This is a genomic window from Thioalbus denitrificans (assembly GCF_003337735.1).
Classification (GTDB): domain Bacteria; phylum Pseudomonadota; class Gammaproteobacteria; order DSM-26407; family DSM-26407; genus Thioalbus; species Thioalbus denitrificans.
Genome location: NZ_QPJY01000002.1, coordinates 563,456 through 587,358, shown reverse-complemented (window position 1 = coordinate 587,358; position 23,903 = coordinate 563,456). Strand labels below are relative to the sequence as shown.

General features: G+C 67.8%; 18 protein-coding genes. 17 read left to right on the top strand and 1 reads right to left on the bottom strand.

Going from position 1 to position 23,903, the window contains the following annotated elements:
- Positions 1 to 14 precede the first annotated feature (14 nt).
- Positions 15 to 2,969, top strand: coding sequence for a bifunctional diguanylate cyclase/phosphodiesterase (locus DFQ59_RS07260; protein ID WP_114278999.1), 2,955 nt, complete (start codon positions 15 to 17; stop codon positions 2,967 to 2,969).
- On the opposite strand, the gene DFQ59_RS07255 is transcribed toward DFQ59_RS07260, so the two are convergent.
- Positions 2,956 to 3,861, bottom strand: a complete 906-nt coding sequence (locus DFQ59_RS07255) for a LysR family transcriptional regulator (RefSeq protein WP_114278998.1) — start codon at positions 3,859 to 3,861, stop codon at positions 2,956 to 2,958. The genes DFQ59_RS07260 and DFQ59_RS07255 overlap by 14 nt on opposite strands.
- 325 nt (positions 3,862 to 4,186) lie before the next feature.
- Between DFQ59_RS07255 and leuC the strand changes: the two genes are divergently transcribed.
- The 16 genes from leuC (at position 4,187) to DFQ59_RS07170 (ending at position 23,834) form a co-directional block, all read left to right on the top strand.
- Positions 4,187 to 5,590, top strand: a complete 1,404-nt coding sequence (gene leuC, locus DFQ59_RS07250) for a 3-isopropylmalate dehydratase large subunit (protein ID WP_114278997.1) — start codon at positions 4,187 to 4,189, stop codon at positions 5,588 to 5,590.
- 11 nt (positions 5,591 to 5,601) lie between these two features.
- Positions 5,602 to 6,240, top strand: coding sequence for a 3-isopropylmalate dehydratase small subunit (leuD, locus tag DFQ59_RS07245; RefSeq protein ID WP_114278996.1), 639 nt, complete (start codon positions 5,602 to 5,604; stop codon positions 6,238 to 6,240).
- Positions 6,241 to 6,398: 158 nt separating this feature from the next.
- The gene (gene leuB / locus DFQ59_RS07240) at positions 6,399 to 7,478 is read left to right on the top strand and encodes a 3-isopropylmalate dehydrogenase (RefSeq protein ID WP_114278995.1); all 1,080 of its coding nucleotides are present in this window, start codon (positions 6,399 to 6,401) and stop codon (positions 7,476 to 7,478) included.
- A gap of 108 nt (positions 7,479 to 7,586) precedes the next feature.
- Positions 7,587 to 8,699 (top strand): aspartate-semialdehyde dehydrogenase, encoded by a 1,113-nt coding sequence (asd, locus tag DFQ59_RS07235; RefSeq protein ID WP_114278994.1) that lies wholly within the window; start codon positions 7,587 to 7,589, stop codon positions 8,697 to 8,699.
- A gap of 93 nt (positions 8,700 to 8,792) precedes the next feature.
- Positions 8,793 to 9,821, top strand: coding sequence for an aspartate-semialdehyde dehydrogenase (locus DFQ59_RS07230; protein ID WP_114278993.1), 1,029 nt, complete (start codon positions 8,793 to 8,795; stop codon positions 9,819 to 9,821).
- A gap of 571 nt (positions 9,822 to 10,392) precedes the next feature.
- Positions 10,393 to 12,990 (top strand): motility hub landmark protein FimV, encoded by a 2,598-nt coding sequence (locus tag DFQ59_RS07225; protein WP_170142071.1) that lies wholly within the window; start codon positions 10,393 to 10,395, stop codon positions 12,988 to 12,990.
- Positions 12,991 to 13,018: 28 nt separating this feature from the next.
- Positions 13,019 to 13,807 (top strand): tRNA pseudouridine(38-40) synthase TruA, encoded by a 789-nt coding sequence (gene truA / locus DFQ59_RS07220; RefSeq protein WP_114278991.1) that lies wholly within the window; start codon positions 13,019 to 13,021, stop codon positions 13,805 to 13,807.
- 490 nt (positions 13,808 to 14,297) lie between these two features.
- Positions 14,298 to 14,927, top strand: a complete 630-nt coding sequence (locus tag DFQ59_RS07210; protein WP_114278989.1) for a phosphoribosylanthranilate isomerase — start codon at positions 14,298 to 14,300, stop codon at positions 14,925 to 14,927.
- 13 nt (positions 14,928 to 14,940) lie between these two features.
- Positions 14,941 to 16,140, top strand: a complete 1,200-nt coding sequence (gene trpB / locus DFQ59_RS07205) for a tryptophan synthase subunit beta (protein ID WP_114278988.1) — start codon at positions 14,941 to 14,943, stop codon at positions 16,138 to 16,140.
- A gap of 35 nt (positions 16,141 to 16,175) precedes the next feature.
- On the top strand, positions 16,176 to 16,991 hold the full coding sequence (gene trpA, locus DFQ59_RS07200; RefSeq protein WP_114278987.1) for a tryptophan synthase subunit alpha: 816 nt from the start codon (positions 16,176 to 16,178) through the stop codon (positions 16,989 to 16,991).
- 155 nt (positions 16,992 to 17,146) lie between these two features.
- On the top strand, positions 17,147 to 18,103 hold the full coding sequence (gene accD / locus DFQ59_RS07195; RefSeq protein WP_114278986.1) for an acetyl-CoA carboxylase, carboxyltransferase subunit beta: 957 nt from the start codon (positions 17,147 to 17,149) through the stop codon (positions 18,101 to 18,103).
- A 64-nt stretch (positions 18,104 to 18,167) separates the two neighbouring features.
- A complete protein-coding gene (gene folC / locus DFQ59_RS07190; protein WP_114278985.1) occupies positions 18,168 to 19,418 on the top strand; it encodes a bifunctional tetrahydrofolate synthase/dihydrofolate synthase in 1,251 nt (416 codons plus the stop codon).
- A gap of 67 nt (positions 19,419 to 19,485) precedes the next feature.
- Positions 19,486 to 20,136, top strand: coding sequence for an SPOR domain-containing protein (locus DFQ59_RS07185; protein ID WP_245937209.1), 651 nt, complete (start codon positions 19,486 to 19,488; stop codon positions 20,134 to 20,136).
- A 300-nt stretch (positions 20,137 to 20,436) separates the two neighbouring features.
- Complete coding sequence (locus tag DFQ59_RS07180) at positions 20,437 to 20,928, top strand: CvpA family protein (RefSeq protein WP_114278983.1); 492 nt, start codon at positions 20,437 to 20,439, stop codon at positions 20,926 to 20,928.
- A 190-nt stretch (positions 20,929 to 21,118) separates the two neighbouring features.
- Entirely contained in the window at positions 21,119 to 22,636 is a 1,518-nt protein-coding gene (purF, locus tag DFQ59_RS07175) for an amidophosphoribosyltransferase (RefSeq protein WP_114278982.1), read from the top strand.
- A 4-nt stretch (positions 22,637 to 22,640) separates the two neighbouring features.
- The gene (locus tag DFQ59_RS07170; protein ID WP_114278981.1) at positions 22,641 to 23,834 is read left to right on the top strand and encodes an O-succinylhomoserine sulfhydrylase; all 1,194 of its coding nucleotides are present in this window, start codon (positions 22,641 to 22,643) and stop codon (positions 23,832 to 23,834) included.
- Positions 23,835 to 23,903 lie beyond the last annotated feature (69 nt).

Genomic DNA, 23,903 nt, shown 5'->3' with positions numbered 1-23,903 from the left:
GGACCTGGAAGCGCATGCGCCTGGACAGGTTTCTCAATCTGCGTACACACCTCATCCTGCTGGTCCTGGTGGTGCTGGGACCGAGCTATGGATACCTTCTCGTATTCAGTTACGAAGCCCGTGAACATGCCAGGGCGGATGCCCGGCTCGAGGCGGTCCAGCTGAGCCGGTTCGTCGGCGCCGGCTTCACCGCCGTCGTCGGCTCCGCCCAGCGCCTCCTCGAGGGGCTCGCCCTCACCGCCGACGAGGAATTCACCGAGCGGGATTCCTGCACCGAGGTCCTTGCGCGGCTGCTGACCGGGCAGAGCGACAGGCGCTACGCGAACCTCGGTCTCATTCAGGCCGATGGCGCGCTCTTCTGCAGCGCCGTTCCTGCGCCCGGCCCCGTTAATCTTGCCGACCGGACCTACTTCCAGCGGGCGCTGAAGACCCGCCGGTTCGTGGTGGGTGACTTTATCGTCGGCCGCATCACCGGGATCCCGGTCCTGGCAGTGGCGCAGCCGATGTTCGGTCCTAAAGGGCGCATCCAAGGGGTGCTCTATGCCTCCATCGACCTGCACTGGCTCAGCAGCCAGTTCCTCGGTGTTAGCCTGCCGGCGGCCGCCACCATCGATCTGGTGGGAGGCAACGGCATGGTTCTGGCCCACTATCCGGATGCTTCCGAACGGCTCGGCAAGCCCCTCCCGGTACCCGGGCTGGCCCGCCGCATCCAACAGGTTGATCCGCAGGGAACGATTGAGGCGGTCGAACCCGCCGGCCAGGCACGGCTCTATGCCTACACCCGGCTCTATGATCTGCCGGACAGCCATGATCTGGTCGCCGTGGTGAGTGTTTCGGCCGACAGCGCCTATGCCGTTGCGGCGGACCAGTTCCAGCGGCAGATAATCGCCCTGTTCATCATTAGCGTGGTGGCCCTGGTGGGGGCCTGGGCCCTGGGCCACTACCTGATCCTGAGCCGTACCCGCGCCCTGGTGGGGGCCGCGCAGCGGCTCGGCGGCGGTGATTTCGGCGCCCGCAGCGGCCTGCGTCCGGGGCGCGACGAGCTGGGACAGATCGCAGCCTCCTTCGACGGGATGGCCGCGGCCCTGGAGGCGCGGGAGCGGAGCGAGCGGGAGCATCTCCAGCGCATCGCCCGCCTGAACCGCATCCACCGGGTGCTCAGCGGCATCAACGGGGCCATCGTCCGGCTGCGCGACCAGGACGCGCTGCTGGCGGAAGCCTGCCGGGTGGCGGTGGAGCAGGGGGGTTACCTGCACGCCTGGGTGGCGCTGCAGCGCGAGGAGCGGCTGCGGCTCGCCGTGGCGGTCCACGCCGTGGGCGCCGAGGTGGAGGGGGCGGGGCTGGAGGGCCTCATCGGCACCGAGCTGGCGCGGCCGGACAATCCCTTCGCCCAGGTGGCCCGGAGCCGGCGGGCGATCGTCTGCGGCGGACCGGCGTCCAGCGACGCCAAGGCCGCCTTCGCCCCCTTCACGACGCGCTGCGACTATCCCGTGCAGGCCTGCCTGCCCCTGCGGGTGGAGGGGGGGGCGTTCGGTGTGCTGGTGCTCCATGGCGCGGCGCTGCACCTGGTCGAGGAGGAGGAGTCGCGGCTGCTGCAGGAGTTCGCGGCCGACATCTCGCTCGGCATGGAGCACGCCGAGAAGGAGCGCCGCATCGCCTGGCTGAGCTACTACGACCGGCTGACCGGCCTCCCCAACGAGCACCTGTTCCAGGATCGCCTGCAGATGGCGCTGCAGGCATGCGAACGGGAAGACACGTTCCTGGCGCTGATGATCATCAACATCGTCAACCTGCGCCGCATCAACGACGATCTGGGCCATGGCGGCGGGGACCAGGTCCTGCTCGCCGTACGCGACCGGCTGTGCGAAACGCTGCGCGGGGAGGACACGCTCGCCCATCTCGGTGGCGGCGAGTTCGGTGTCATGCTGGCCGGACTGCAGAGTGGGGACGAAGCCCAGCACGCGGTCGGCCGCATCCTGGCGGCATTCCCCCTCGCCATGACCTATGGGCAGGCGCAAGTGCAGGTGCCGCTGCGCGCCGGAATCGCGCTCTATCCGCTGGATGGCGACAGTCCCGCACTGCTGCAGCAGCGCGCGGCGCTGGCCCTTCACGCGCTCGCGGCAGAGCGCAATTCCGTCGAGACAAGGCGATTTTTCTCGCCCGGGCTGGACCGGGCGGCGCAGGAGCACCGCCGGCTGCGCCAGGCACTGGCACGGGCCCAGGAGCAGGAGGAGCTGTTTCTCCACTACCAGCCGGTCGTCGACCTGGCTTCCGGCCGCATGGTCGGTGCGGAGGCATTGCTGCGCTGGGAGAGCGGGGAACTGGGGGCCGTCTCTCCCGCCCGTTTCATTCCGGTCGCGGAGGAATCGGGGCTGATCCTCCCGCTGGGGGACTGGGTGCTGCGGCGGACCCTCCGGGACGCGCGGGCCTGGCGTGAGCGGGGGCTCCCCGCCCTGCGGTTCGCCATCAATGTCTCCGTCAGCCAGTTGCGGCAGGCCGACTTTCCAGCGCGCCTGCAAACCCTGATCGAGGCCGCCGGGGAGACGGGCAATGGGATCAGATTGGCCATCGAAGTGACCGAGAGCGTCCTCATCGAGAACCTGGAGCAGGTGGTGCAGTCGCTGCGGCAGATCCGGGCCCTGGGGGTGGATATCTATCTCGATGATTTCGGCACCGGCTACTCCTCGCTGAGCTACCTCAACCGGTTGCCGGTGTCCTGCATCAAGCTCGACCGCAGCTTCATCTCCCTGCTTCCGGACTCCGAGCAGTCCGCGTCACTGGTGCGGGCCGCCATCTCCATGGCCCACGGCCTGGGGATCGGGGTGGTGGCCGAGGGGATGGAGACCGCCCGGCAGTGTGAATTCCTGCGCGCGCAGGGTTGCGAAAAGGTCCAGGGCTTCCTGTTCAGCAAACCGGTCACGCTGGAGGAGCTGGTGCTGCTGCAGGAGCGCGTCTTCAGCTGCGGTTGACCCCGGGTGCGGTTCCCGCGCTTTCCATCGCCAGCAGCCGCACAAAGGATTCGGCGGCGTTGGAGGGGGTACGGCCGGGGTGGCGGACGGCGCCGAGGTGGCGCAGGAGCCGCAGGCCGGGGAGGCCCAGGGGCGCGAGGCCGTGGCCGAGCATGGACTCGGGCAGGACGCTCCAGCCCAACCCCACGCTGACCATCATCTTGATGGTCTCGAGGTAGTTGGTGGTGAAGCTGGTGCGCGCGGTGACGCCCACGCCGGCAAGCCCGGCGTCGATGAGCCTGCGGGTCCAGGTGCCTGGGTCGGGCAGGATGGCGGGGTAGGCCGACAGTTCGCCGGGATCCGGGGAGGAGAGCCGCGCCAGCGGATGGTCCGCCGCGATGACCAGCGTCAGCGGGTCGTCCCACAGCGGGAACGACTCCAGCGGGCTCATTTCCTTCGGATCCTCGGGCAGGGTCACGATGGCCAGCTCCACCTCGCCCTCGGCCACGGCGGCGAAGGCGCTCTCCGAGGCCATGAACCGCAGGTCGAGGTGCACGCCCGGGTAGCGCGCGGTGTAGCTGCGCAGGGCGGGCGGCAGGCGGTGCAGCCCGATATGGTGGGAGGTGGCCAGTGCCAGCGTGCCCTCCACGCGGCCGGACAGGTTGTGCAGCTCCCGCGTGCAGTCGGTCAGTTCATCCAGCACCCGCCGGGCCCGGGGCAGCAGCGCACGGCCCGCCTCGGTGAGGCTCACCACCCGCCCGACACGGTCGAACAGCCGCACCTCCAGGGCCGACTCCAGCCCCGCGATGCGCTTGCTCACCGCCGGCTGGGTCAGGTGCAGCGCCTCCGCCGCCCGCGAGAACGACTCCGCCCGCGCCACCGCCAGAAACGCCTCCAGCGCTGCTGTATCCATCCAACGCCCTCATTGTGAATACTATTTATCCGCAGATTACGCAGATTACGCTGATTGGACTTCCACAAGGGAAAGTAAAAAAAACCGCTGCTGTGCCCCGGTGGCGAAAGTTGCGCCGCAGTACACCAAGCTGGATATTGGAGAACAGATTTCCTTATAAGATCTTGTCTTTAAAACAAATCTGCGTAATCTGCGTAATCTGCGGATAAATACAGATTCCATAAAAGAATATCATATATGAAATATATGAATTTGATTCATGGATTGCCAGTGTCTAAGCTGGGTACCTGTTATCCGAACCGATGTTGCGTTGCGAGGACCGCCCATGGCTGGCAAGACGCTCTATGACAAACTCTGGGACGCGCACCTGGTGCGCATGGACGAGGACGGCACCGGACTCATCTACATCGACCGGCAGCTGCTGCACGAGGTGACCTCGCCCCAGGCCTTCGAGGGGCTGCGGCTCGCCGGGCGCAAGCCGTGGCGGAAGCAGGCCAACCTCGCGGTGCCGGACCACAATGTCCCCACCCGGGATCTCGACCAGGGCATCACCGACCCCGTCTCCCGCCTGCAGGTGGAGACCCTGGACAGCAACTGCCGGGAGTTCGACATCACCGAGTTTCCCATGGGCGATGTGCGCCAGGGCATCGTGCACATCATCGGCCCGGAGCAGGGTGCCACCCTGCCGGGGATGACGGTGGTCTGCGGGGACTCCCACACGGCCACCCACGGGGCCTTCGGCGCGCTGGCCTTCGGCATCGGCACCTCCGAGGTGGAGCACGTGCTCGCCACCCAGTGCCTGGTGCAGAAGAAGAGCAGGAACATGCTGGTGCGGGTGGACGGTGAGCTGCCCCCCGGCATCACCGCCAAGGACCTCATCCTGGCCATCATCGGCAGGATCGGGACCGCCGGCGGGACCGGCTACGCCATCGAGTTCGGCGGCGAGGCGATCCGGAGCCTCTCCATGGAGGGCCGCATGACGGTCTGCAACATGGCCATCGAGGCGGGCGCCCGGGCCGGCATGGTGGCGCCGGACGAGAAGACCTTCGCCTACGTCGAGGGCCGGCCGTTCGCTCCGCGGGCCGAGCAGTGGGCGCAGGCGGTGGCGGCCTGGCGGGAGCTGCGCAGCGACGACGACGCCGTATTCGACCAGGTGGTGGTGCTCGATGCGACGGCCATTACGCCCCAGGTCACCTGGGGAACCTCGCCGGAAATGGTGTTGCCGGTGGATGCCTGCGTCCCGGACCCGGATGCCGAGTCCGACCCGGTGAAGCGCGAGGGCATCCGCCGCGCCCTGGCCTACATGGGGCTGGAGGCGATGATGCCCATCAGCGGGATCCGCCCGGACAAGGTGTTCATCGGCTCCTGCACCAACGGTCGCATCGAGGACCTGCGCGCCGCCGCGGCGGTGGTCAAGGGCCGCAAGGTGGCCGGGTCCATCAAGCTGGCCATGGTGGTGCCGGGATCCGGGCTGGTGAAGCGGCAGGCGGAGTCCGAGGGGCTGGACCGGGTCTTCATCGAGGCCGGCTTCGAGTGGCGCGAGCCCGGCTGTTCCATGTGCCTGGCGATGAACGCCGATCGGCTGGAGCCGGGCGAGCGCTGCGCCTCCACCTCGAACCGCAACTTCGAGGGCCGGCAGGGGCAGGGCGGCCGCACCCACCTGGTGAGCCCGGCCATGGCCGCGGCCGCGGCCATCGCCGGTCATTTCGTCGACGTGCGGGAATTTTGAGAGGTATCAAGATGAAACCCTTCGAGAAATTCAACGGTCTGGTGGCGCCGCTCGATCGCGCCAACGTGGATACCGACGCCATCATCCCGAAGCAGTTCCTGAAGTCCATCCAGCGCACCGGCTTCGGTCCCAACCTGTTCGACGAGTGGCGCTACCTGGACCACGGCGAGCCGGGCATGGACTGCAGCCAGCGGCCCCTCAACCCGGACTTCGTCCTCAACCAGCCCCGCTACCAGGGGGCGCGCATCCTCCTGGCGCGCGACAACTTCGGTTGCGGCTCCAGCCGCGAGCACGCGCCATGGGCGCTGGAGGACTACGGCTTCCGGGTCATCATTGCCCCGAGCTTCGCCGACATCTTCTTCAACAACTGCTTCAAGAACGGCATCCTGCCCATCGTGCTGGATGCCGCCACGGTGGAGCGGCTGTTCCGGGAGGTGGACGCTGAGCCCGGCTACCGCCTGGCGGTGGACCTCGAGGCGCAGACCCTGACCACCCCGACGGGTGAGGTGATCCCCTTCGCTGTGGATCCCTTCCGCAGGCACTGCCTCCTCGACGGCCTGGACGACATCGGGCTGACCCTCCAGCACGTGGAGGAGATCCGCGCCTTCGAGGTCGATTACCGGAAGCGCGTGCCCTGGCTGTTCGGGTAGAACAGTGATTAAACGCAAAGACGCGAAGGCGCAAAGAACACAGAGTAAGTAACAGCTTTACAATCTGCGCGTAACCAATTGTATTGTAATGTTATTAACCTTGGCGTCTTCGCGACTTGGCGCCTTGGCGTTAAAACCAGAATTCAGAGGTTCCAGGAATGACGAAGAAAGTACTGCTGCTTCCCGGCGACGGCATCGGCATCGAAATCGTGGCCGAGGCCGTGAAGGTCCTGCAGGCCCTGCGGAACGACTACGGTCTGGCGGTGGAGACCGAGACCGCCCTGGTGGGCGGCGCGGCCATCGACGCCACCGGCGGGCCCCTGCCGGAGGAGACCCTGCAGCTGGCGCGGGAGGCCGACGCGGTGCTGCTCGGGGCCGTGGGCGGCCCCAAGTGGGAGCCGCTGGACATCTCCATCCGCCCGGAGAAGGGACTGCTCGGCCTGCGCGCGGGGCTCGGCCTGTTCGCCAACCTGCGCCCGGCGCTGCTCTATCCCCAGCTGGCCAGCGCCTCCACGCTGCGCCCGGAGGTGGTGGCGGGGCTGGACATCATGATCGTCCGCGAGCTGACCGGCGGCATCTACTTCGGCCAGCCGCGCGGCATCCGCACCCTGGAGAACGGCGAGCGCCAGGGCTTCAACACCCTGGTCTACAGCGAATCCGAGGTGGAGCGCATCGGCCGCGCGGCGTTCGACATCGCCATGAAGCGCAACAAGCGGGTCTGTTCCGTGGACAAGGCCAACGTGCTGGAGTGCACGGAGCTGTGGCGCGAGGTGATGATCCGGGTGGCCAAGGACTACCCGGAGGTGGAGCTGAGCCACATGTACGTGGACAATGCCGCCATGCAGCTGGTCCGCGCGCCCAAGCAGTTCGACGTGATGGTCACCACCAACATGTTTGGTGATATCCTCTCCGACGAGGCCTCCATGCTGACGGGCTCCATCGGCATGCTCCCCTCGGCCTCGCTGGACGCCGATGGCAAGGGCATGTACGAGCCCATCCACGGCTCGGCGCCGGACATCGCCGGCCAGGGTGTCGCGAACCCCCTGGCGACCATCCTGTCGGTGGCGATGATGCTGCGCTACTCCCTCGGCGAGGAGGCCCTGGCGGCGCGCATCGAGCGGGCCGTGAGCCGGGTGCTGGACCAGGGGCTGCGCACCGCCGACATCCATACCGAGGGGACCACCCGGGTCGGTACCGCCCGGATGGGCGATGCCGTGGTGGCGGCCCTCGCGGACTGATACCATCCCCGTGGGGGCGCGGTCTTGAAGAGTCGGCGCCGTGGCGCCCCGGCCGGGCGGCACGGCGGCCGTGCATCCGGAACATTGTCCTGAAATCGAGGTTTTGAAATGAAGCGCGTAGGTTTGGTCGGTTGGCGGGGAATGGTTGGATCCGTACTCATGCAGCGCATGCTGGCGGAGAAGGATTTCGACCTGATCGATCCGGTCTTCTTCACCACCTCCCAGGCCGGAGCGGCCGGGCCGGACATCGGCAAGGAGGTCCCGCCGCTGAAGGACGCCCGGAACGTGGACGAGCTCAAGGCGATGGAGGTGATCATCTCCTGCCAGGGCGGCGACTTCACCAGCGAGGTCTATCCGAAGCTGCGGGCCGCGGGCTGGGACGGTCACTGGATCGACGCCGCCTCCACCCTGCGTATGGCCGACAGCAGCGTCATCGTGCTCGACCCGGTGAACCTGGACGTCATCCGCGACGCCATCGGCCGCGGCGTGAAGGAGTTCATCGGCGGCAACTGCACCGTGAGCCTGATGCTGATGGCCATGGGCGGGCTGTTCCAGAACGGGCTGGTTGAGTGGGTCAGCGCGATGACCTACCAGGCGGCCTCCGGCGCCGGTGCGCAGAACATGCGCGAGTTGCTGCGGCAGATGGGTTCCATCCGTGACGCGGCCCGGCCGCTGCTGGATGATCCCGCCTCGGCGATCCTGGACATCGACCGCGTGGTGGCCGAGCACATCCGCTCCGCCGACTATCCCGTCGACCAGTGGGGCGTGCCCCTGGCCGGCTCGCTGATTCCCTACATCGACAAGCAGCTGGACAGCGGCCAGAGCCGCGAGGAGTGGAAGGGCTTCGCCGAGACCAACAAGATTCTCGGCCGCGGCGGCAACCCGATTCCCATCGACGGCATCTGCGTGCGGGTGGGCGCCATGCGCTGCCACAGCCAGGCACTGACGGTGAAGCTGACCCGCGATGTGCCCCTGGACGAGGTGCAGGCGATGCTGGCCGCGGCCAACGACTGGGTGAAGGTGGTGCCCAACGACCGCGAGGTGACCATGCGCGAGCTGACCCCCGCGGCGGTGACCGGCACCCTGACCGTACCGGTCGGCCGGCTGCGCAAGATGAACCTCGGCCCGCAGTACCTGAGCGCCTTCACCGTGGGCGACCAGTTGCTCTGGGGCGCCGCCGAACCGCTGCGCCGCACGCTGCGGATCCTGCTGGAGGCCTGAGGTTCCGACCTCTGAATCCGGCATCCTGTCGTCACCACGAGCCCACGGCAGCGGGAAACCGCTGCCGTGGGCTCGTCGTTTGGAGCAAGGTAGATGAGTGGACGTGTTGATATCGCTGTGGTGGGCGCCGGTTCCTCCGCGGGTGGGAGCCTGCTCGAACTGCTCGAGTCGCGGGAGTTTCCCGTCGGGGAGGTCCATGCGCTGGATATCGGCGAGGCGGTCGGGTCGCGGCTGGAGTTCCGCAACGGCTACCTGTCGGTCAGGGCAATCGAAGGCTTCGACTTCGAGACTGTCCAGCTGGCCTTTTTCCTTGCCGATGCCGGCACCGCCTTCGAGCATGCGCCCCGGGCCGCGGCCGCCGGGTGCGTGGTCATCGACAGCAGCCCCGCCTTCCGGCTCGACGAGACGGTGCCGCTGGTAATCCCCGAGGTCAATCCCGGGGCGGTGGCCGGCTTCCGGGAGCGGGGCATCCTGTCCAGCCCCGCGGACACCACGGTGATGCTGCTGCTGGCGCTCGAGCCGCTGCGGCACGAGGTCGGCATCGACCGGGTGGACATAACGCTGCTGCACGCGGTGGCGGGGTCGGACCGACGGGGCGCGGAGGAGTTGGCGGGGCAGACCGCGCGGCTGCTCAACGGCATGTCGGTGGATACGGAGGTATTCCCCCGTCAGATCGCGTTCAACCTCCTGCCCCAGGTGGGCGCCTTCATGGACAACGGCTACACGCGGGGCGAGATGGAGCTGGTCTGGGAGACCCGCAGGGTCCTGGGGGATCCCGAGCTTCCGCTCAATCCCACCCTGGTCCAGGCCCCGGTCTTCTTCGGCCACTCCGCGGTCCTGTGCGTCCATACCCGCGAGCCCATCGACGCGGAAAGCGCCCGGGAGCTGCTGGCCTCTGCGCCCGGCCTGGAGGTGATCGACGAGCGTGAACCGGGAGGGTATCCGACCCCGGTGACCGAGGCCGCGGGCAGCGATTCGGTCTACGTGGGGCGCATCCGGGCCGATCTCGACCTGCCGCGGGCGCTGAACCTGTGGGTCGTGGCCGACAACCTGCGCCGCTGCACGGCGCTGAACTGTCTGCGAATCGGTGAGATCCTGCTGGACGAAATGCTGCTAAATTAATAGACATCCGGTAGCGAGTGTACTGCGCCGCTCTTGGAGGCACATTCAGCGAGTCGCCGGCCGGTCAGATGCAAGGCGCGCTTGCGCAGGAAGGGCAGGCCCCCTTTCAAGCAAGCGCAACGCCGCAGATGGCCGGCCAGCGGCGCGCCCGGAGGGAGCCCCCCGAAAGCGCCATGACGGCGTTGCAGCGCTTGACAAGGGAAACAACCATTGCCTGCGCACTGCGCCTTGTCCTGGCACTTTCGGGGGGCTCTGAAAGTACCTCCAGGAGTGGCGCGGTACACTAGTGTACTGTTTCACCCTGCCGGTTCCGGATGGGCCACCACGGGAAAATGGTGCAGTAGTGTCGGGATTGTCGCGAAAACCCGCCACAGCCTGGCGTTCCGCAACCAAAGCGTGATGCACGCACAGGACTGAATGGTGCGCAACTGATAAAAATCATGTGATTGTGGTGTACTGCGTTCCTGGCCGACATCTTCCGCAACCCGCGGGCATACGGTCGGTCGCGACGCAGCCGACTGCCATTGCGCAACAATAAGCAACCGGAACGGATGCGGATAGGGAGGGAATGATGGCGCGGAAAATTGCCCTGGTGCTGGCCCTGATGGTTCTGCCACTGGCCCTGCAGGTTCAGGCGCTTGGTCTCGGCAACATAAAGGTCCGCTCCGGCCTCAATCAGCCGCTGGTGGCAGAAATCGCGCTGCTCTCGCCCAGGGGCGTGGCTCCCGAGGAAATCCGGGTCGGACTGGCGCGGGCCGAGGACTTCAGCCGGGCGGGGATCGACCGTCCCGTTGCATTGACAGCACTGGATTTCAAGGTCGATCGCAAATCCGACGGCACCCTCTTCATCCGGGTGACGAGCCGCCAGTCCATCCGGGAACCGTTCCTCAACTTCCTGGTGGAGCTGAGCTGGCCCAGCGGCAGACTGCTGCGCGAATACACCGTACTGCTCGATCCGCCCACCTTCAGCGGTGCGCGTGCACCGGCCCCGCAGGCCGCCGCGGCCACCACCCCCGCCTACAGCGGGGACACCTACCGGGTCAGCCGCGGCGACACGCTCTGGGGTATTGCCCAGCGCACCCGTCCCGGCACCTCGGTTTCCCCGCAGCAGATGATGGTGGCGCTGCAGCGGGGCAATCCCGGTGCCTTCATCAACGGCAACATGAACAACCTCATGGCCGGGCAGGTGCTGCGGATCCCCGATCAGCAGGCGATCGGGGCGCTGAGCGACGCCGAGGCCCGCCGCGAGGTGCAGCGGCAATACGCGGAGTGGCGCCAGGCGCGCACGGCGCCGCCCACACCGGCCCCGCGGAAGGAGGCGGAGGTCTCCGCCGAACCGCCGGCCGCGGTGGAGGCCGCGCCCGAAGCGGAGGCCGCACCGGCGGCGCCTGCCGAAGCGCGGCCGGAGGAGACACTCCCCGCCGCCGAGCAGCCACTTCCCGAGCAGCCGGCACCCGAGGCGGTGCCCGAGGCGGTGCCCGAGCCGGCGGCGCCCGAGGCGGTGAAGCCGGAAGCCGGGGCCGATGAGGCGGAGGCGCCTGCAGCGGCGCCCGGGCAGCCGCAGCCGGCAACGGGGGAAGGTGAGCTGAAGCTGCTGGCGCCGGAGGATACGGCGGCAGAGGGGCAGGCGGGCGAGGCCCCGGTGGCCGAACCCGGGCAGACCGTCACTCCCGCGCCGGAGGAAGCGCTCGACAGCGTACGCCAGGAACTGGCCCTGACCACCGAGAGCGTGGATACCCTGCAGCGGGAGAATTCGCAGCTGCAGGAGCGGTTCGCGGAGCTCGAATCCCAGGTGGCTTCCCTGCAGAAGCTCATCGACCTGAAGGATGCGGAGCTGGCGGGCCTGCAGCAGGATCTGGAGCAACAGCAGGCGGCCGCAGCGGAAGCCGGGGCCGGGGAGGAACAGGCCGATCTCATCGGGCGCCTGCTGCGCGACCCCGTCAACCTGGTCGTGCTGGCCGCCGCGGTTCTGATCCTGCTGGTGATTGTCTGGTTGATGACCCGCCGGCGCGGCGTGGACATGCCCGCCGAACCCGCTGCCGCACGGGCCCCCGCGGGTTCGCCCGAGGCCGCCGCTGCGGCCGCGGCCACCAGCGCCGCCCTGACGGGAGTGGCCGCTGCGGAGGCGGTGGAACTGTCCGGGACGGAGGCGACCGGCCTGCCGCCGCGGCCGGCCGGCAGCGATCCCGTCGCCGAGGCGGATGTCTATATCGCCTATGGCCGCTTCTCCCAGGCCGAGGAGCTGCTGCAGTCCCTCCTGGAGACGCGCCCCAACGACGCCAATGTCCGCCTGAAGCTCCTGGAGGTCTATTACGCCACCCGCGATCGCGACGCCTACGAGGCGGAGGCCGCGGAACTCTTCGAGCAGGTCACGGAGGCGGACCCGATGTGGCTGAAGGCGGCCGAGATGGGCCGTGAGCTCTGCCCCGGGGTGCCCATGTTCGCACTGCGCCAGCCGTCCGCTTCCACCCCTCCGCCCGAGCCGGCGGAAGCCGGCGCGGCTCCGGAGGGGGTCGATCTCGCCCTGGAGGAGGAGGCCGGCGGCACCTGGCACGAGAAGACCACGCCGGCTGGGGAGGAGACTGAAGCGCCCTTTGCCGTCCAGGGACTGGACGTGGAGCCGGAACCCGCATCCCAGCGTGGCGATGAGACCGGGGTCAACTTCGACCTGGATTTCCTGCGCGAGGAGGCGACCGGCGAGGAGCCGGGCGAATCACGTGCCGCCGACCAGATGCCCGCGATCGACTTCGACATCGAGGAGTTGGAGCGTGAGGCGCGGAAGTCGGTTTCCGCCGAACCCTCCGAGCTGGATGAGGAGCTCTCGGGCCTGGAACTGGACCTGGGCCTCGACAGCGGGCGCGACGCGGTTGAAGAGGCCTTCGAACCCCACCCGGCCATCGAGACCGAGCCGGAGGAGCCGACGCTCGCCGCCAGCGCCGATCTGAGCAGCGGCGAGCTCCGTTTCGATGAGGAAGGCGGGACGGAGGAGGGTGACCTCGACCTGCTTCCCGACGTGGACGAAGTCTCCACCAAGCTCGATCTGGCCCGTGCCTATATCGACATGGGCGACGAGGAAGGCGCCCGGGAGATCCTGGAGGAGGTTCTGGGTGAGGGCAACGACAGCCAGCAGCAGGAAGCCCGCGGCCTGCTCGACCAGCTGACCCAGTAACCGTGCGGCGGATGGCTGGCGGGGCAACGTGAGAATCGCGCTCGGGATCGAGTACGACGGGAGCGATTTCCACGGCTGGCAGACCCAGGACGGGGTACCCTCGGTCCAGGAGGCGCTGGAGCAGGCGCTCTCCAATGTGGCCGACCACCCGGTGCGGGTGGTGGTTGCGGGCCGTACGGACACCGGGGTGCACGCCCTCAGCCAGGTGGCGCATTTCGACACCGATGCCCGGCGCGACATGCGCGGCTGGGTCTTCGGCGCGAACAGCCAGCTGCCCCGGGGCGTGGCCGTGCTCTGGGCCCAGCCGGTGGACGAGGCGTTCCATGCCCGTTTCAGCGCCCGCGCCCGCCGCTACCGCTACGTCATCCTCAATCGACCCAGCCGGCCGGGCCTGCTGCACAACCGGGTGACCTGGGAGTGCCGCCCACTCGACGAACAACGGATGCGGGCCGCTGCCGTGCATCTGCTGGGCGAGCATGACTTCAGCGCCTACCGGGCGCTGGGGTGCCAGGCCAAGAGCCCGGTGCGCACGCTCCACCGCCTCGAGGTGAGGCGCCAGGGCGAATTCATCACCATCGATGCCGAGGCCAACGGCTTTCTCCACCACATGGTCCGCAATATCGCCGGCGTCCTGATCGCCGTCGGCTGCGGGAAAGCCGACCCGGACTGGGCCCGCGAGGTGCTGGTGGGTCGGGACCGGACCCTCGGCGGCGTCACCGCCCCTCCCGGCGGGCTCTACTTCGTCGCCGTCCGCTACCCGGAGCCCTACCGGTTTCCCGAGGCACCTGGCAGTGCAGGGATACTGGGTTACGGATGAAGGATAAAGGAGATGGCTCGTCCGCAGAATCTGTGGGTGGATGCTCCACTCATAACGAGCGCCAAGCGCATGATACGCATGGACAATAGTGGCGGCGAGGCACATTTTTCGGGTTGTGTTATTCCGGGACGAAATCTTTTTGGATCTCGCCAAGACGCCAAGAACGCCAAGGGAAGTCGAGTACCAAGGTCTCAAATTCGACGAGGCACTCATAATGCAGGGAATCCCTCCCATCGTTAATCGGCTGAAAGAGAATTGTTGATTCCTTGGCGTTCTTGGCGTCTTGGCGAGAGGAAATTTCTTCTCTCTGCACCCACGAAATCTGCCGACGCGCCAAGGAGATAATGGTGGGGTTCCCTGCCTCCTGCCTCCTGTCTCCCGTCCCCCGTTCCCCGTTCCCCATTCCCCGGGAAAGTTAAACCCTCTCTCCATTTCTGTTAAATTACCCCATTCTGCAACTCACTCTCGCTGGAGGGCCGGCCGCGCGGTCATGGGGCGCACCCGAGTCAAGATCTGCGGCATCACCCGGGTGGATGATGCCCGTGAGGCGGTGCGCCTCGGCGCCGATGCCATCGGCCTGGTCTTCCATCCGCCCAGCCCACGCCACGTGAATCAGCGCCAGGCCCGGGAGATCAGGGCCGTGGTGCCGGCCTTCGTGACGGTGGTGGGCCTGTTCGTCGATGCCGAACCGGAACGGGTACGGGAGGCGGTTGCGGCCGTTCCGCTCGACCTGCTGCAGTTCCACGGCGCGGAGCCGCCCGAATACTGCCGATCCCACGGCCGACCCTACATGAAGGCGGTGCGGATGCGGGAGGGCATCGACCTGCACTCGGAGTGCGCCCGCTACGGCGATGCCGCGGCGCTGCTGGTGGATACCTACCGCCCCGGGGTGGCCGGTGGTACCGGGGAGACATTCGACTGGTCGCGCATCCCGCGGGACCTGGGATTGCCGCTGGTGCTGGCCGGGGGGCTCGCCCCCGGCAATGTGGACGCGGCGGTGCGGCAGGTCCGTCCCTACGCGGTTGACGTGAGCGGTGGCGTGGAAGCCGCCAAGGGCATCAAGGATCCGGCCAAGATGCAGGCATTCATACGAGGTGTATCCCGTGCCGACACAGAATGAACCCGCGCGCTCCATGAACTGGAGCGCATACCCCGATGCCAACGGCCATTTCGGTCCCTACGGCGGGATATTCGTCTCCGAGACGCTGATGGAGCCGCTCTCCGAGCTGACCGCGGCCTACGGGAAGTACCTGCAGGATCCCGATTTCCTGGCGGAGCTGGACGCGGATCTGGCCCACTACGTGGGCCGTCCCTCGCCGCTCTACCACGCCGAGCGCTGGAGCAGGAACCTGGGCGGGGCCCAGGTCTACCTCAAGCGCGAGGATCTCAACCACACCGGCGCCCACAAGGTGAACAACACCATCGGCCAGGCCCTGCTGGCGAAGCGCATGGGCAAGACCCGCATCATCGCCGAGACCGGCGCGGGGCAGCACGGCGTGGCGACCGCCACCGTGGCGGCCAGGCTGGGGCTCGAGTGCGTGGTCTACATGGGCGCCGACGACATCCAGCGCCAGTCGCCCAACGTCTACCGCATGCGGCTGCTGGGGGCCCGGGTGGTGGCGGTACACTCGGGCTCGCGCACCCTCAAGGATGCGCTGAACGAGGCCATGCGCGACTGGGTCACCAACGTGGACAACACCTTCTACATCATCGGCACGGTGGCCGGCCCCCATCCCTACCCGGCGATGGTGCGCGACTTCCAGTCGGTGATCGGCCGCGAGGCCCGCGCCCAGGCCCAAGCGATGACCGGGCGGCTGCCCGATGCCCTGGTGGCCTGCGTGGGCGGCGGTTCCAATGCCATCGGCCTGTTCCATCCCTTCCTGGATGATGGGGAGGTGGCCATGTACGGCGTGGAGGCGGCCGGCGACGGCATCGAGACCGGGCGCCACTCGGCCCCGCTCTGCGCCGGACGCCCCGGGGTGCTGCACGGCAACCGCACCTACCTCATGGAGGACAGTGACGGACAGATCACCGAGACCCACTCCATCTCCGCGGGACTCGACTATCCCGGCGTGGGGCCCGAGCATGCCTGGCTGAAGGACGCCGGGCGGGTGAACTACGTCTCCGTGACCGACACCGAGGCGCTGGAGGCTTTCCATGCGCTGACCCGGACCGAGGGCATCATTCCGGCCCTCGAGTCCAGCCATGCGCTGGCCTACGCCATGAAGCTCGCGCCCACGCTGGACCGGGAGCAGAGCATCGTCATCAATCTCTCCGGCCGTGGCGACAAGGACATCAACACCATCGCCACCATCGAGGGCATCCACATCTGAACCCGGCCCCACGATCACCAGGAACCAGCGAACACATGAGCAGAATCGGCAAGCGCTTCGAGACCCTGCGGGCGCAGGGCCGCAAGGCACTGATCCCCTACATCACCGCCGGCGATCCGGAACCGTCCGTGACCGTGCCGCTGATGCACGCGCTGGTGGAGGCGGGCGCGGACATCCTCGAGCTGGGCGTGCCCTTCTCCGATCCCATGGCCGACGGCCCCGCCATCCAGGCCGCCTGCGAGCGGGCGCTCAAGCACCATGTGAGCCTGCACGATGTGCTGGACATGGTGCGCGCGTTCCGGGAGCGGGACGGGGAGACCCCCGTCGTTCTGATGGGCTATCTCAACCCCATCGAGGCGATGGGATACGCCGCCTTTGCCGAGTCGGCCGCCGCCGCCGGCGTGGACGGCGTGCTGACCGTCGACCTGCCGCCGGAAGAAGCCGGAGAACTGGTGCAGGGACTCCGCAGCCGTGAGCTCGATCCCATCTTCCTGGTCGCGCCCACCACCACCGATGCGCGCATGGATCGCATCTGCACGGCCGCCAGCGGCTTCATCTACTACGTTTCACTGAAGGGCGTGACCGGTTCCAGGACCCTGGATGTCGGCTCGGTGACCGCCATGCTGGAGCGGCTCCGCAACCATACCGACCTGCCCATCGGCGTGGGCTTCGGCATCCGTGATGCCGAGTCGGCCGCCGCCGTGGCCCGGGTGGCCGACGCGGTGGTGGTGGGCTCGGTGCTGGTCAACAAGCTGGGCGAGCTGGCCGCGGAGCCCGAGCGCATCAACGCTGAGGTCCCGGCCCTGCTGCGGCCCCTGCGCCAGGCCATGGATCGCGTTACTGGGCAGTGACTGAATTCATTGGAACCACGAAGGACACGAAGCGCACGAAGGGAAAACCGTCCCTATCCTGTTGAACACATGCTTCGTGACCTTCGTGTTCTTCGTGGTTTACAACATGCTGTCCCGCGGATGTTGCGCGGGAGTCCGGGTTGGGGTGAGGTGTCATGAGCTGGTTCGAGAAACTGTTGCCGTCGAAGATCCGCACCGAGGCGGGGAGCAAGAAGAAGGCCGTGCCCGAGGGGCTGTGGTCAAAGTGCGGCTCCTGCGGCAGCGTGCTCTACAAGGCGGAGCTGGAGCGCAACCTCGAGGTCTGTCCGAAGTGCAACTTCCACATGCGCATCGGGGCGCGCAGGCGCCTCGACGTGTTCCTGGATCACGGCCCGCGGGAAGAGATCGGCGCCGAACTGGAGCCGATCGACAGCCTCAGGTTCAAGGATTCCAAGAAGTACCGGGACCGCATCCTCACGGCGCAGAAGGCGACCGGCGAGAAGGATGCCCTGGTGGCGATGAAGGGGCGGCTCAAGGGCCAGCCGGTGGTGGCGGCCGCCTTCGAGTTCGGTTTCATGGGCGGTTCCATGGGTTCGGTGGTGGGGGAGCGGTTCGCCCGCGCGGCCCGGGTGAGCCTGAATGAGGGCATCCCCCTCATCAGTTTCTCCGCCAGCGGCGGCGCGCGCATGCAGGAAGCCATCCTGTCGCTGATGCAGATGGCCAAGACCAGCGCCGCGCTGGCGCTGCTGCGCGAGCGGGGAATTCCCTACATCTCGGTGCTGACCGATCCCACCACCGGCGGCGTCTCCGCCAGCCTGGCGACGCTGGGAGACCTCAACGTCGCCGAGCCCAACGCACTCATCGGCTTCGCCGGCCCGCGCGTCATCGAGCAGACGGTCCGCGAAACCCTGCCGGAGGGTTTCCAGCGCAGCGAGTTCCTGCTCGAGCACGGCCTCATCGACATGATCGTGGATCGGCGCGAGCTCCGCGATCGCCTGGGCGCCGTCCTGGCCATGCTCACCGAGCGGACCCATCCGCCGGTGGAGGCCGAGGAGGTGAAGGTGGAACAGCCGAAGCGGGAATCCGCGGCCCCTGACGATGCGTCGGACCCGGACGGCGAGGGGAACGCCTGACGATGGCCGCACGGTTCTGCCATGACCGCGGGACAACGACCGACGTGATGCCGTTTCCGTGGCGATGAACTCCGCCCGCGGACTGCGGGAATGGCTGGAGCGCCTGGAGCGGCTGCATCCGCGGGAAATCGAACTGGGGCTCGAGCGGGTCGGCGAGGTATGGCGGCGGCTCGGGCCGGCGCAGGTTCCATTCGTCACCGTGACGGTGGGCGGCACCAACGGCAAGGGCTCGGTGGTCCGGCTCATGGAGTCGGTGCTGCTGGCTGCCGGGCGCCGTGTCGGCGCCTACACCTCCCCCCACCTGCTGCGTTACAACGAGCGGATCCGCATCGGCGGCACGGAAGTGCCGGACGATGCGCTCTGCGCGGCCTTCGAGCGGGTGGAATCCGCCCGCGGCGAAACCTCGCTCACCTATTTCGAGTTCGGCACCCTGGCGGCGCTGGATCTGTTCGTGCGCGCCGGCGTGGAGGTCGCGGTGCTCGAGGTGGGGCTTGGCGGGCGCCTGGACGCGGTCAATCTCGTCGAACCGGACGTGGCGGTGGTCACCAGCGTGGATATCGACCATACGGACTGGCTGGGCGAGACGCGCGAGGCCATTGGCCGGGAAAAGGCCGGAATATTCCGTGCCGGACGCCCGGCGGTGTGCGGCGATCCCGAACCACCCGCCAGCCTGCTCGCCCACGCCCGTGCGACCGGCGCCCGGCTCTACCGGGCCGGAGCCCATTTCCGCTTTCGGGAAACGGGCCGGGACTGGTCCTGGAATGCGGGCGAGATTCAGCTCACCGGCCTGCCCCGTCCCCGCCTCGAGCTGCAGAACGCAGCCACCGCGCTGATGGCGCTCGCCTGCCTGCCCGAACGGGTCGTCGTGAGCGAAGAGGCGGTGCGCCAGGGGCTGACGGACACCAGCCTGCCGGGTCGCTTCCAGGTCATCGACGGCGAAGTCCCCGTGATCCTGGATGTGGCCCACAATCCGGCCGCGGCCACCCGGCTGGCCGAACGGCTGGCCGCGACGGACTGCGATGGACGCACCCTGGCGGTGGTGGCGATGCTTGCCGACAAGGATGGCTGCGGCACCCTTGGCGCTCTCACGGATCGAATCGACGCGTGGTTTCCCGCCGGGCTGGAGGGAGCGCGCGGGGCACCGGCCAGCCGTCTCGAGGATTGCCTCTCGACGCTCGGTGCGGAAGTGAGCGGCGGCCACCCGCATGTGGCCGACGCCCTCGACGCGGCCCTGGCGGACGCCCGTCCCGGGGATCGGGTGCTGGTGTTCGGATCTTTCCGCACCGTGGCGGAAGCCATGGAGAGAATCCTATAATGGCCTGAAGGGCTGGAAGCCTTCCGGCAGGAGAGGGGAGACTGTGGACAGGGGACTGAAACAGCGGTTGGTCGGAGCTGCGGTGCTGGTGGCCCTCGGGGTCATCTTCATTCCGATGATCCTGGACGGTCCGGGCCCGGACCGGGTGACTGTCCAGTCCGACATTCCGCCCAAGCCCGAGGGTGGGTTCGCCTCCCGGGTGCAGCCGCTGCGCGAGGCGCCCAGCGTGCCGGAGCGTCCCATGGTGCCCCCGCTGCCCAGTGAACCGCCGGCGGCCCCTCCCGAGCCCGCACCGGCCCCGGAACCGGTTCCCACTCCCACAGCGGCCCCGGAACCCGCCCCCGAGCCCGAGCCGGCTCCCAGTCCCGCACCCAAGCCGGCGCCCAAGCCGGCGCCCAAGCCGGCGCCCAAACCGGCGCCCGCGCCGGAACCGGCAGCAAAGCCGCCTGCCGCCCCGGGTTCGCAGGCCGGCGGGGAGGTCACCGCCTGGGCGGTCCAGGTGGGCAGCTTCTCCAGCGCCGACAACGCCCAGGCGCTCCGGGATCGCCTCAAGGCGGCCGGTTTCACCGCCTTCACCGAGCCCGGCCGCAGCGCCGACGGCAGCGCCTTCACCCGGGTCTTCGTGGGACCCGAGATCCAGCGGGAGAAGGCCGACGCCCTGGCCGCACGCCTGCAGCAGTCCCAGGGCCTCAAGGCCCTCGTCGTCCGCTACCCCTGAAGATCGAGTCAACCGCAGATTGACGTGGATTGACGTTAATGTTGCCTTCACAGTCACTTCCGCGGTTGCGACCGTCCATATGCTCCAGCCGAACGTCCGGATTGCCAAGGCGGGAATCACCGGCACGGTGACGCATACCCGCCATGCCTGTAACGACAATCACCGTAAATCGACGCCAATCTGCGGTTTGTAAGCTTTTCCGAACACCTCTCCGTTGCAGACATTGTGTTTTGGGCCTGAGCCGGGGTCTGCTACAATTCGCACCTTTCCTGTTCCGGGCGACGGTTGTCTGCGCTACGCATGAACTGGGTCGATTTCGTCATTCTCGGCATCCTGCTGGTTTCCACGCTCATCAGCCTGGTGCGTGGATTCGCCCGCGAGGCGCTTTCCCTGCTGGTGTGGGCCGCGGCCTTCTGGGTCGCCATCACCTATTCCGAGAGCCTGGAAGCGCTGTTCGTCGATCACATCAACACCCCGTCCGTACGCCTGGCCCTGGCTTTCTTCGCACTGTTCCTCGCCACGCTGGTGGCCGGGGGACTGGTCAACTTCCTCATCGGCCAGCTGGTGGACAAGACGGGGCTGAGCGGAACCGATCGCGTTCTCGGCATGGTCTTCGGGGCGGCGCGCGGCGTGGCGGTGGTGGCGCTGCTGGTGCTGCTGGCCGGCCTCACGCCGCTGCCGCAGGATCCCTGGTGGCAGGACTCGATGCTCCTGCCGCACTTCCAGATGCTCGCCATCTGGATCCGTGAGTTCCTGCCGCCGGACATCGGCGGCAACATCGTATTCGGCTGATTCCCGGTGTCCGGCGGTTCCGCTTCCGGCCTGTCCGCGGGGCCGTGATTCAGCCGCTGTCCACACAGCCGGACAGTCCGTCGTTTCCGTGCCGATGCGAGCCGTGTCGGGGCGAACGGTTCCCGCCGAATGCGGCATCCAACACGGCGCAGTACACTATGGTTTATGAGCCAGCACGAGGGTTGTTGTCATGTGTGGCATAGTCGGCATCGTCGCCAAGACCAACGTCAACCAGTCCATCTACGACGCACTCACGGTACTGCAGCACCGTGGACAGGATGCGGCGGGTATCGTCACCAGCGACGAGGGTCGTCTGCACCTGCGCAAGGACAACGGGCTGGTGAAGGATGTCTTTCATACCCGGCACATGATCAAGCTGAAGGGTTTCATGGGCATCGGCCATGTGCGCTATCCCACTGCCGGTCACTCCACCTCGGCGGAGGCGCAGCCCTTCTACGTCAACTCCCCCTACGGCATCACCCTGGCCCACAACGGCAATCTCACCAATGCCGATGAGCTGAAGCGGGAGCTGTTCGCGTCCGACCTGCGTCACATCAACACCGGTTCAGATTCCGAGGTACTGCTCAACATCCTGGCCCATGAGCTGCAGCAGCTGGGCAAGATGCGCATCGACGAGAACGACATCTTCGCGGCGGTGGCCGGCGTGCACCGCCGCTGCAAGGGGGGCTATGCGGCGGTGGCCATGATCACCGGCTACGGCATCGTCGCCTTCCGCGACCCTCACGGTATCCGTCCGGTGGTGTTCGGCGTGCGCGAGACCAGCAACGGTCCCGAGTGCATGGTGGCCTCCGAGAGCGTCGCCCTGGACGTGTCCGGCTTCGACCTCATCCGCGACCTGGAGCCGGGCGAGGCGGTATTCATCGATCGCGACGCCAACCTCTATACCCGCCAGTGCGCCGAGAAACCGGTCACCTCGCCCTGCATCTTCGAGCTGGTCTATCTGGCCCGCCCCGATTCAATCATGGACCGCATCTCGGTCTACAAGGCGCGGATGCGCATGGGCGAGACCCTCGCGGAGAAGATCCTGCGGGAGTGGCCGGACCACGATATCGACGTGGTGATTCCGATCCCGGACACCAGCCGTACCGGCGCACTGGAACTGGCGAACATCCTCGGCATCAAGTACCGGGAAGGCTTCGTGAAGAACCGCTACATCGGGCGCACCTTCATCATGCCCGGACAGAAGATGCGCAAGAAGTCGGTGCGCCAGAAGCTCAACGCCATCGACATGGAGTTCCGCGGCAAGAACGTACTGCTCATCGACGATTCCATCGTCCGCGGCACCACCTCGCAGCAGATCATCCAGATGGCCCGCGAGGCGGGCGCGAACAAGGTCTATTTCGCCTCGGCCGCGCCCCCCGTCCGCTATCCCAACGTCTACGGCATCGACATGCCCAGTGCCAACGAGCTGGTGGCCCACGGCCGCACGGTGGAGCAGGTGCGCGAGCTCATCGGCGCCGACCGGCTCATCTTCCAGGAGCTGGAGGATCTCATCGCCGCGGCGCGGGAGGGGAATCCCCGGATCGATAACTTCGACTGCTCGGTCTTCGACGGCCGCTACGTCACCGGGGACGTGGACGAGGCCTACCTGAACGCCCTGGAGGAACGACGCAACGACGCGGCCAAGGAGGCCGCCGACGGCAAGGAAGGTGCACCCGACATCCTCGATCTCCGCAACAGTGCCTGAGCCGATGACCACGGAAGAGAAACGCGACACCGACCAGGAACCGTTCGGCTTCGACACCCTGGCGGTGCGCGCCGGCCAGCTGCGCACCGCCGAGGGCGAGCACTCCGAGCCGATCTTCACCACCTCCAGCTTCGTCTTCGCGAGCGCCGCGGAAGCGGCGGCCCGCTTTGCCGGCGAGAGCCCCGGCAATATCTACTCCCGCTTCACCAACCCCACGGTGCGCATGTTCGAGGAGCGCCTCGCCGCCCTGGAGGGCGCCGAGGCCTGCGTCGCCACCGCCTCGGGCATGGCGGCCATCCTCAGCAGCTGTCTCGCCCTGCTGCGGGGCGGTGATCACATCGTCGCCTCCCGCAGCCTGTTCGGCAGCACCGTGAGCCTGTTCGGCAACTATCTCTCCCGCTTCGGCGTGGAGACCACGTTCGTGGCGCTCACCGATCTCTCCGCCTGGGAGGCGGCCATCGGGCCCCGGACGCGGATGCTGTTCGTGGAGACCCCGTCCAATCCGCTGACCGAGGTGGCCGACATCGCGGCGCTGGCGGCGCTGGCGCACGACCGCGGCTGCCTGCTGGTGGTGGACAACTGCTTCTGCACGCCGGCGCTGCAGCGCCCGCTGGAACTGGGCGCGGACCTGGTGGTCCACTCCAGCACCAAGTACCTGGACGGACAGGGGCGCTGTGTGGGCGGAGCGGTGGCCGGGCGGCGCGAACTCACCGACGAGGTATTCGGATTCCTGCGCACCGCCGGTCCCACCATGAGCCCCTTCAACGCCTGGGTGTTCCTCAAGGGGCTGGAGACATTGCGCCTGCGCATGGACGCCCACTCCGCCGCCGCGCTTTCGCTCGCCGGCTGGCTCGAGGCCCAGCCCCGCGTGGCCCGGGTCCACTATCCCGGCCTGGCCTCCCACCCCCAGCACGGGCTGGCGGCGCGCCAGCAGCGCGCCTTCGGCGGCATCATCTCCTTCGAGGTGGAAGGCGGGCGCGAGGCGGCCTGGCGTCTCATCGACGCGACCCGGGTGCTCTCCATCACCGCCAACCTCGGCGACGTGAAGAGCACCATCACCCATCCCGCCACCACCACCCACGCCCGCGTCTCCCCCGAGGCCCGCGCCGCCGCCGGCATCGGCGAAGGCCTCATCCGCATCGCCGTCGGCCTCGAGGACCTGGACGACATCAAGGCCGACCTCGCCCGCGGGTTGTAGAAGATCTGAATAGACAGGATTTACAGGATTGACAGGATTAGAGAGAAAGGCCTGTTTATCCGCTAATTA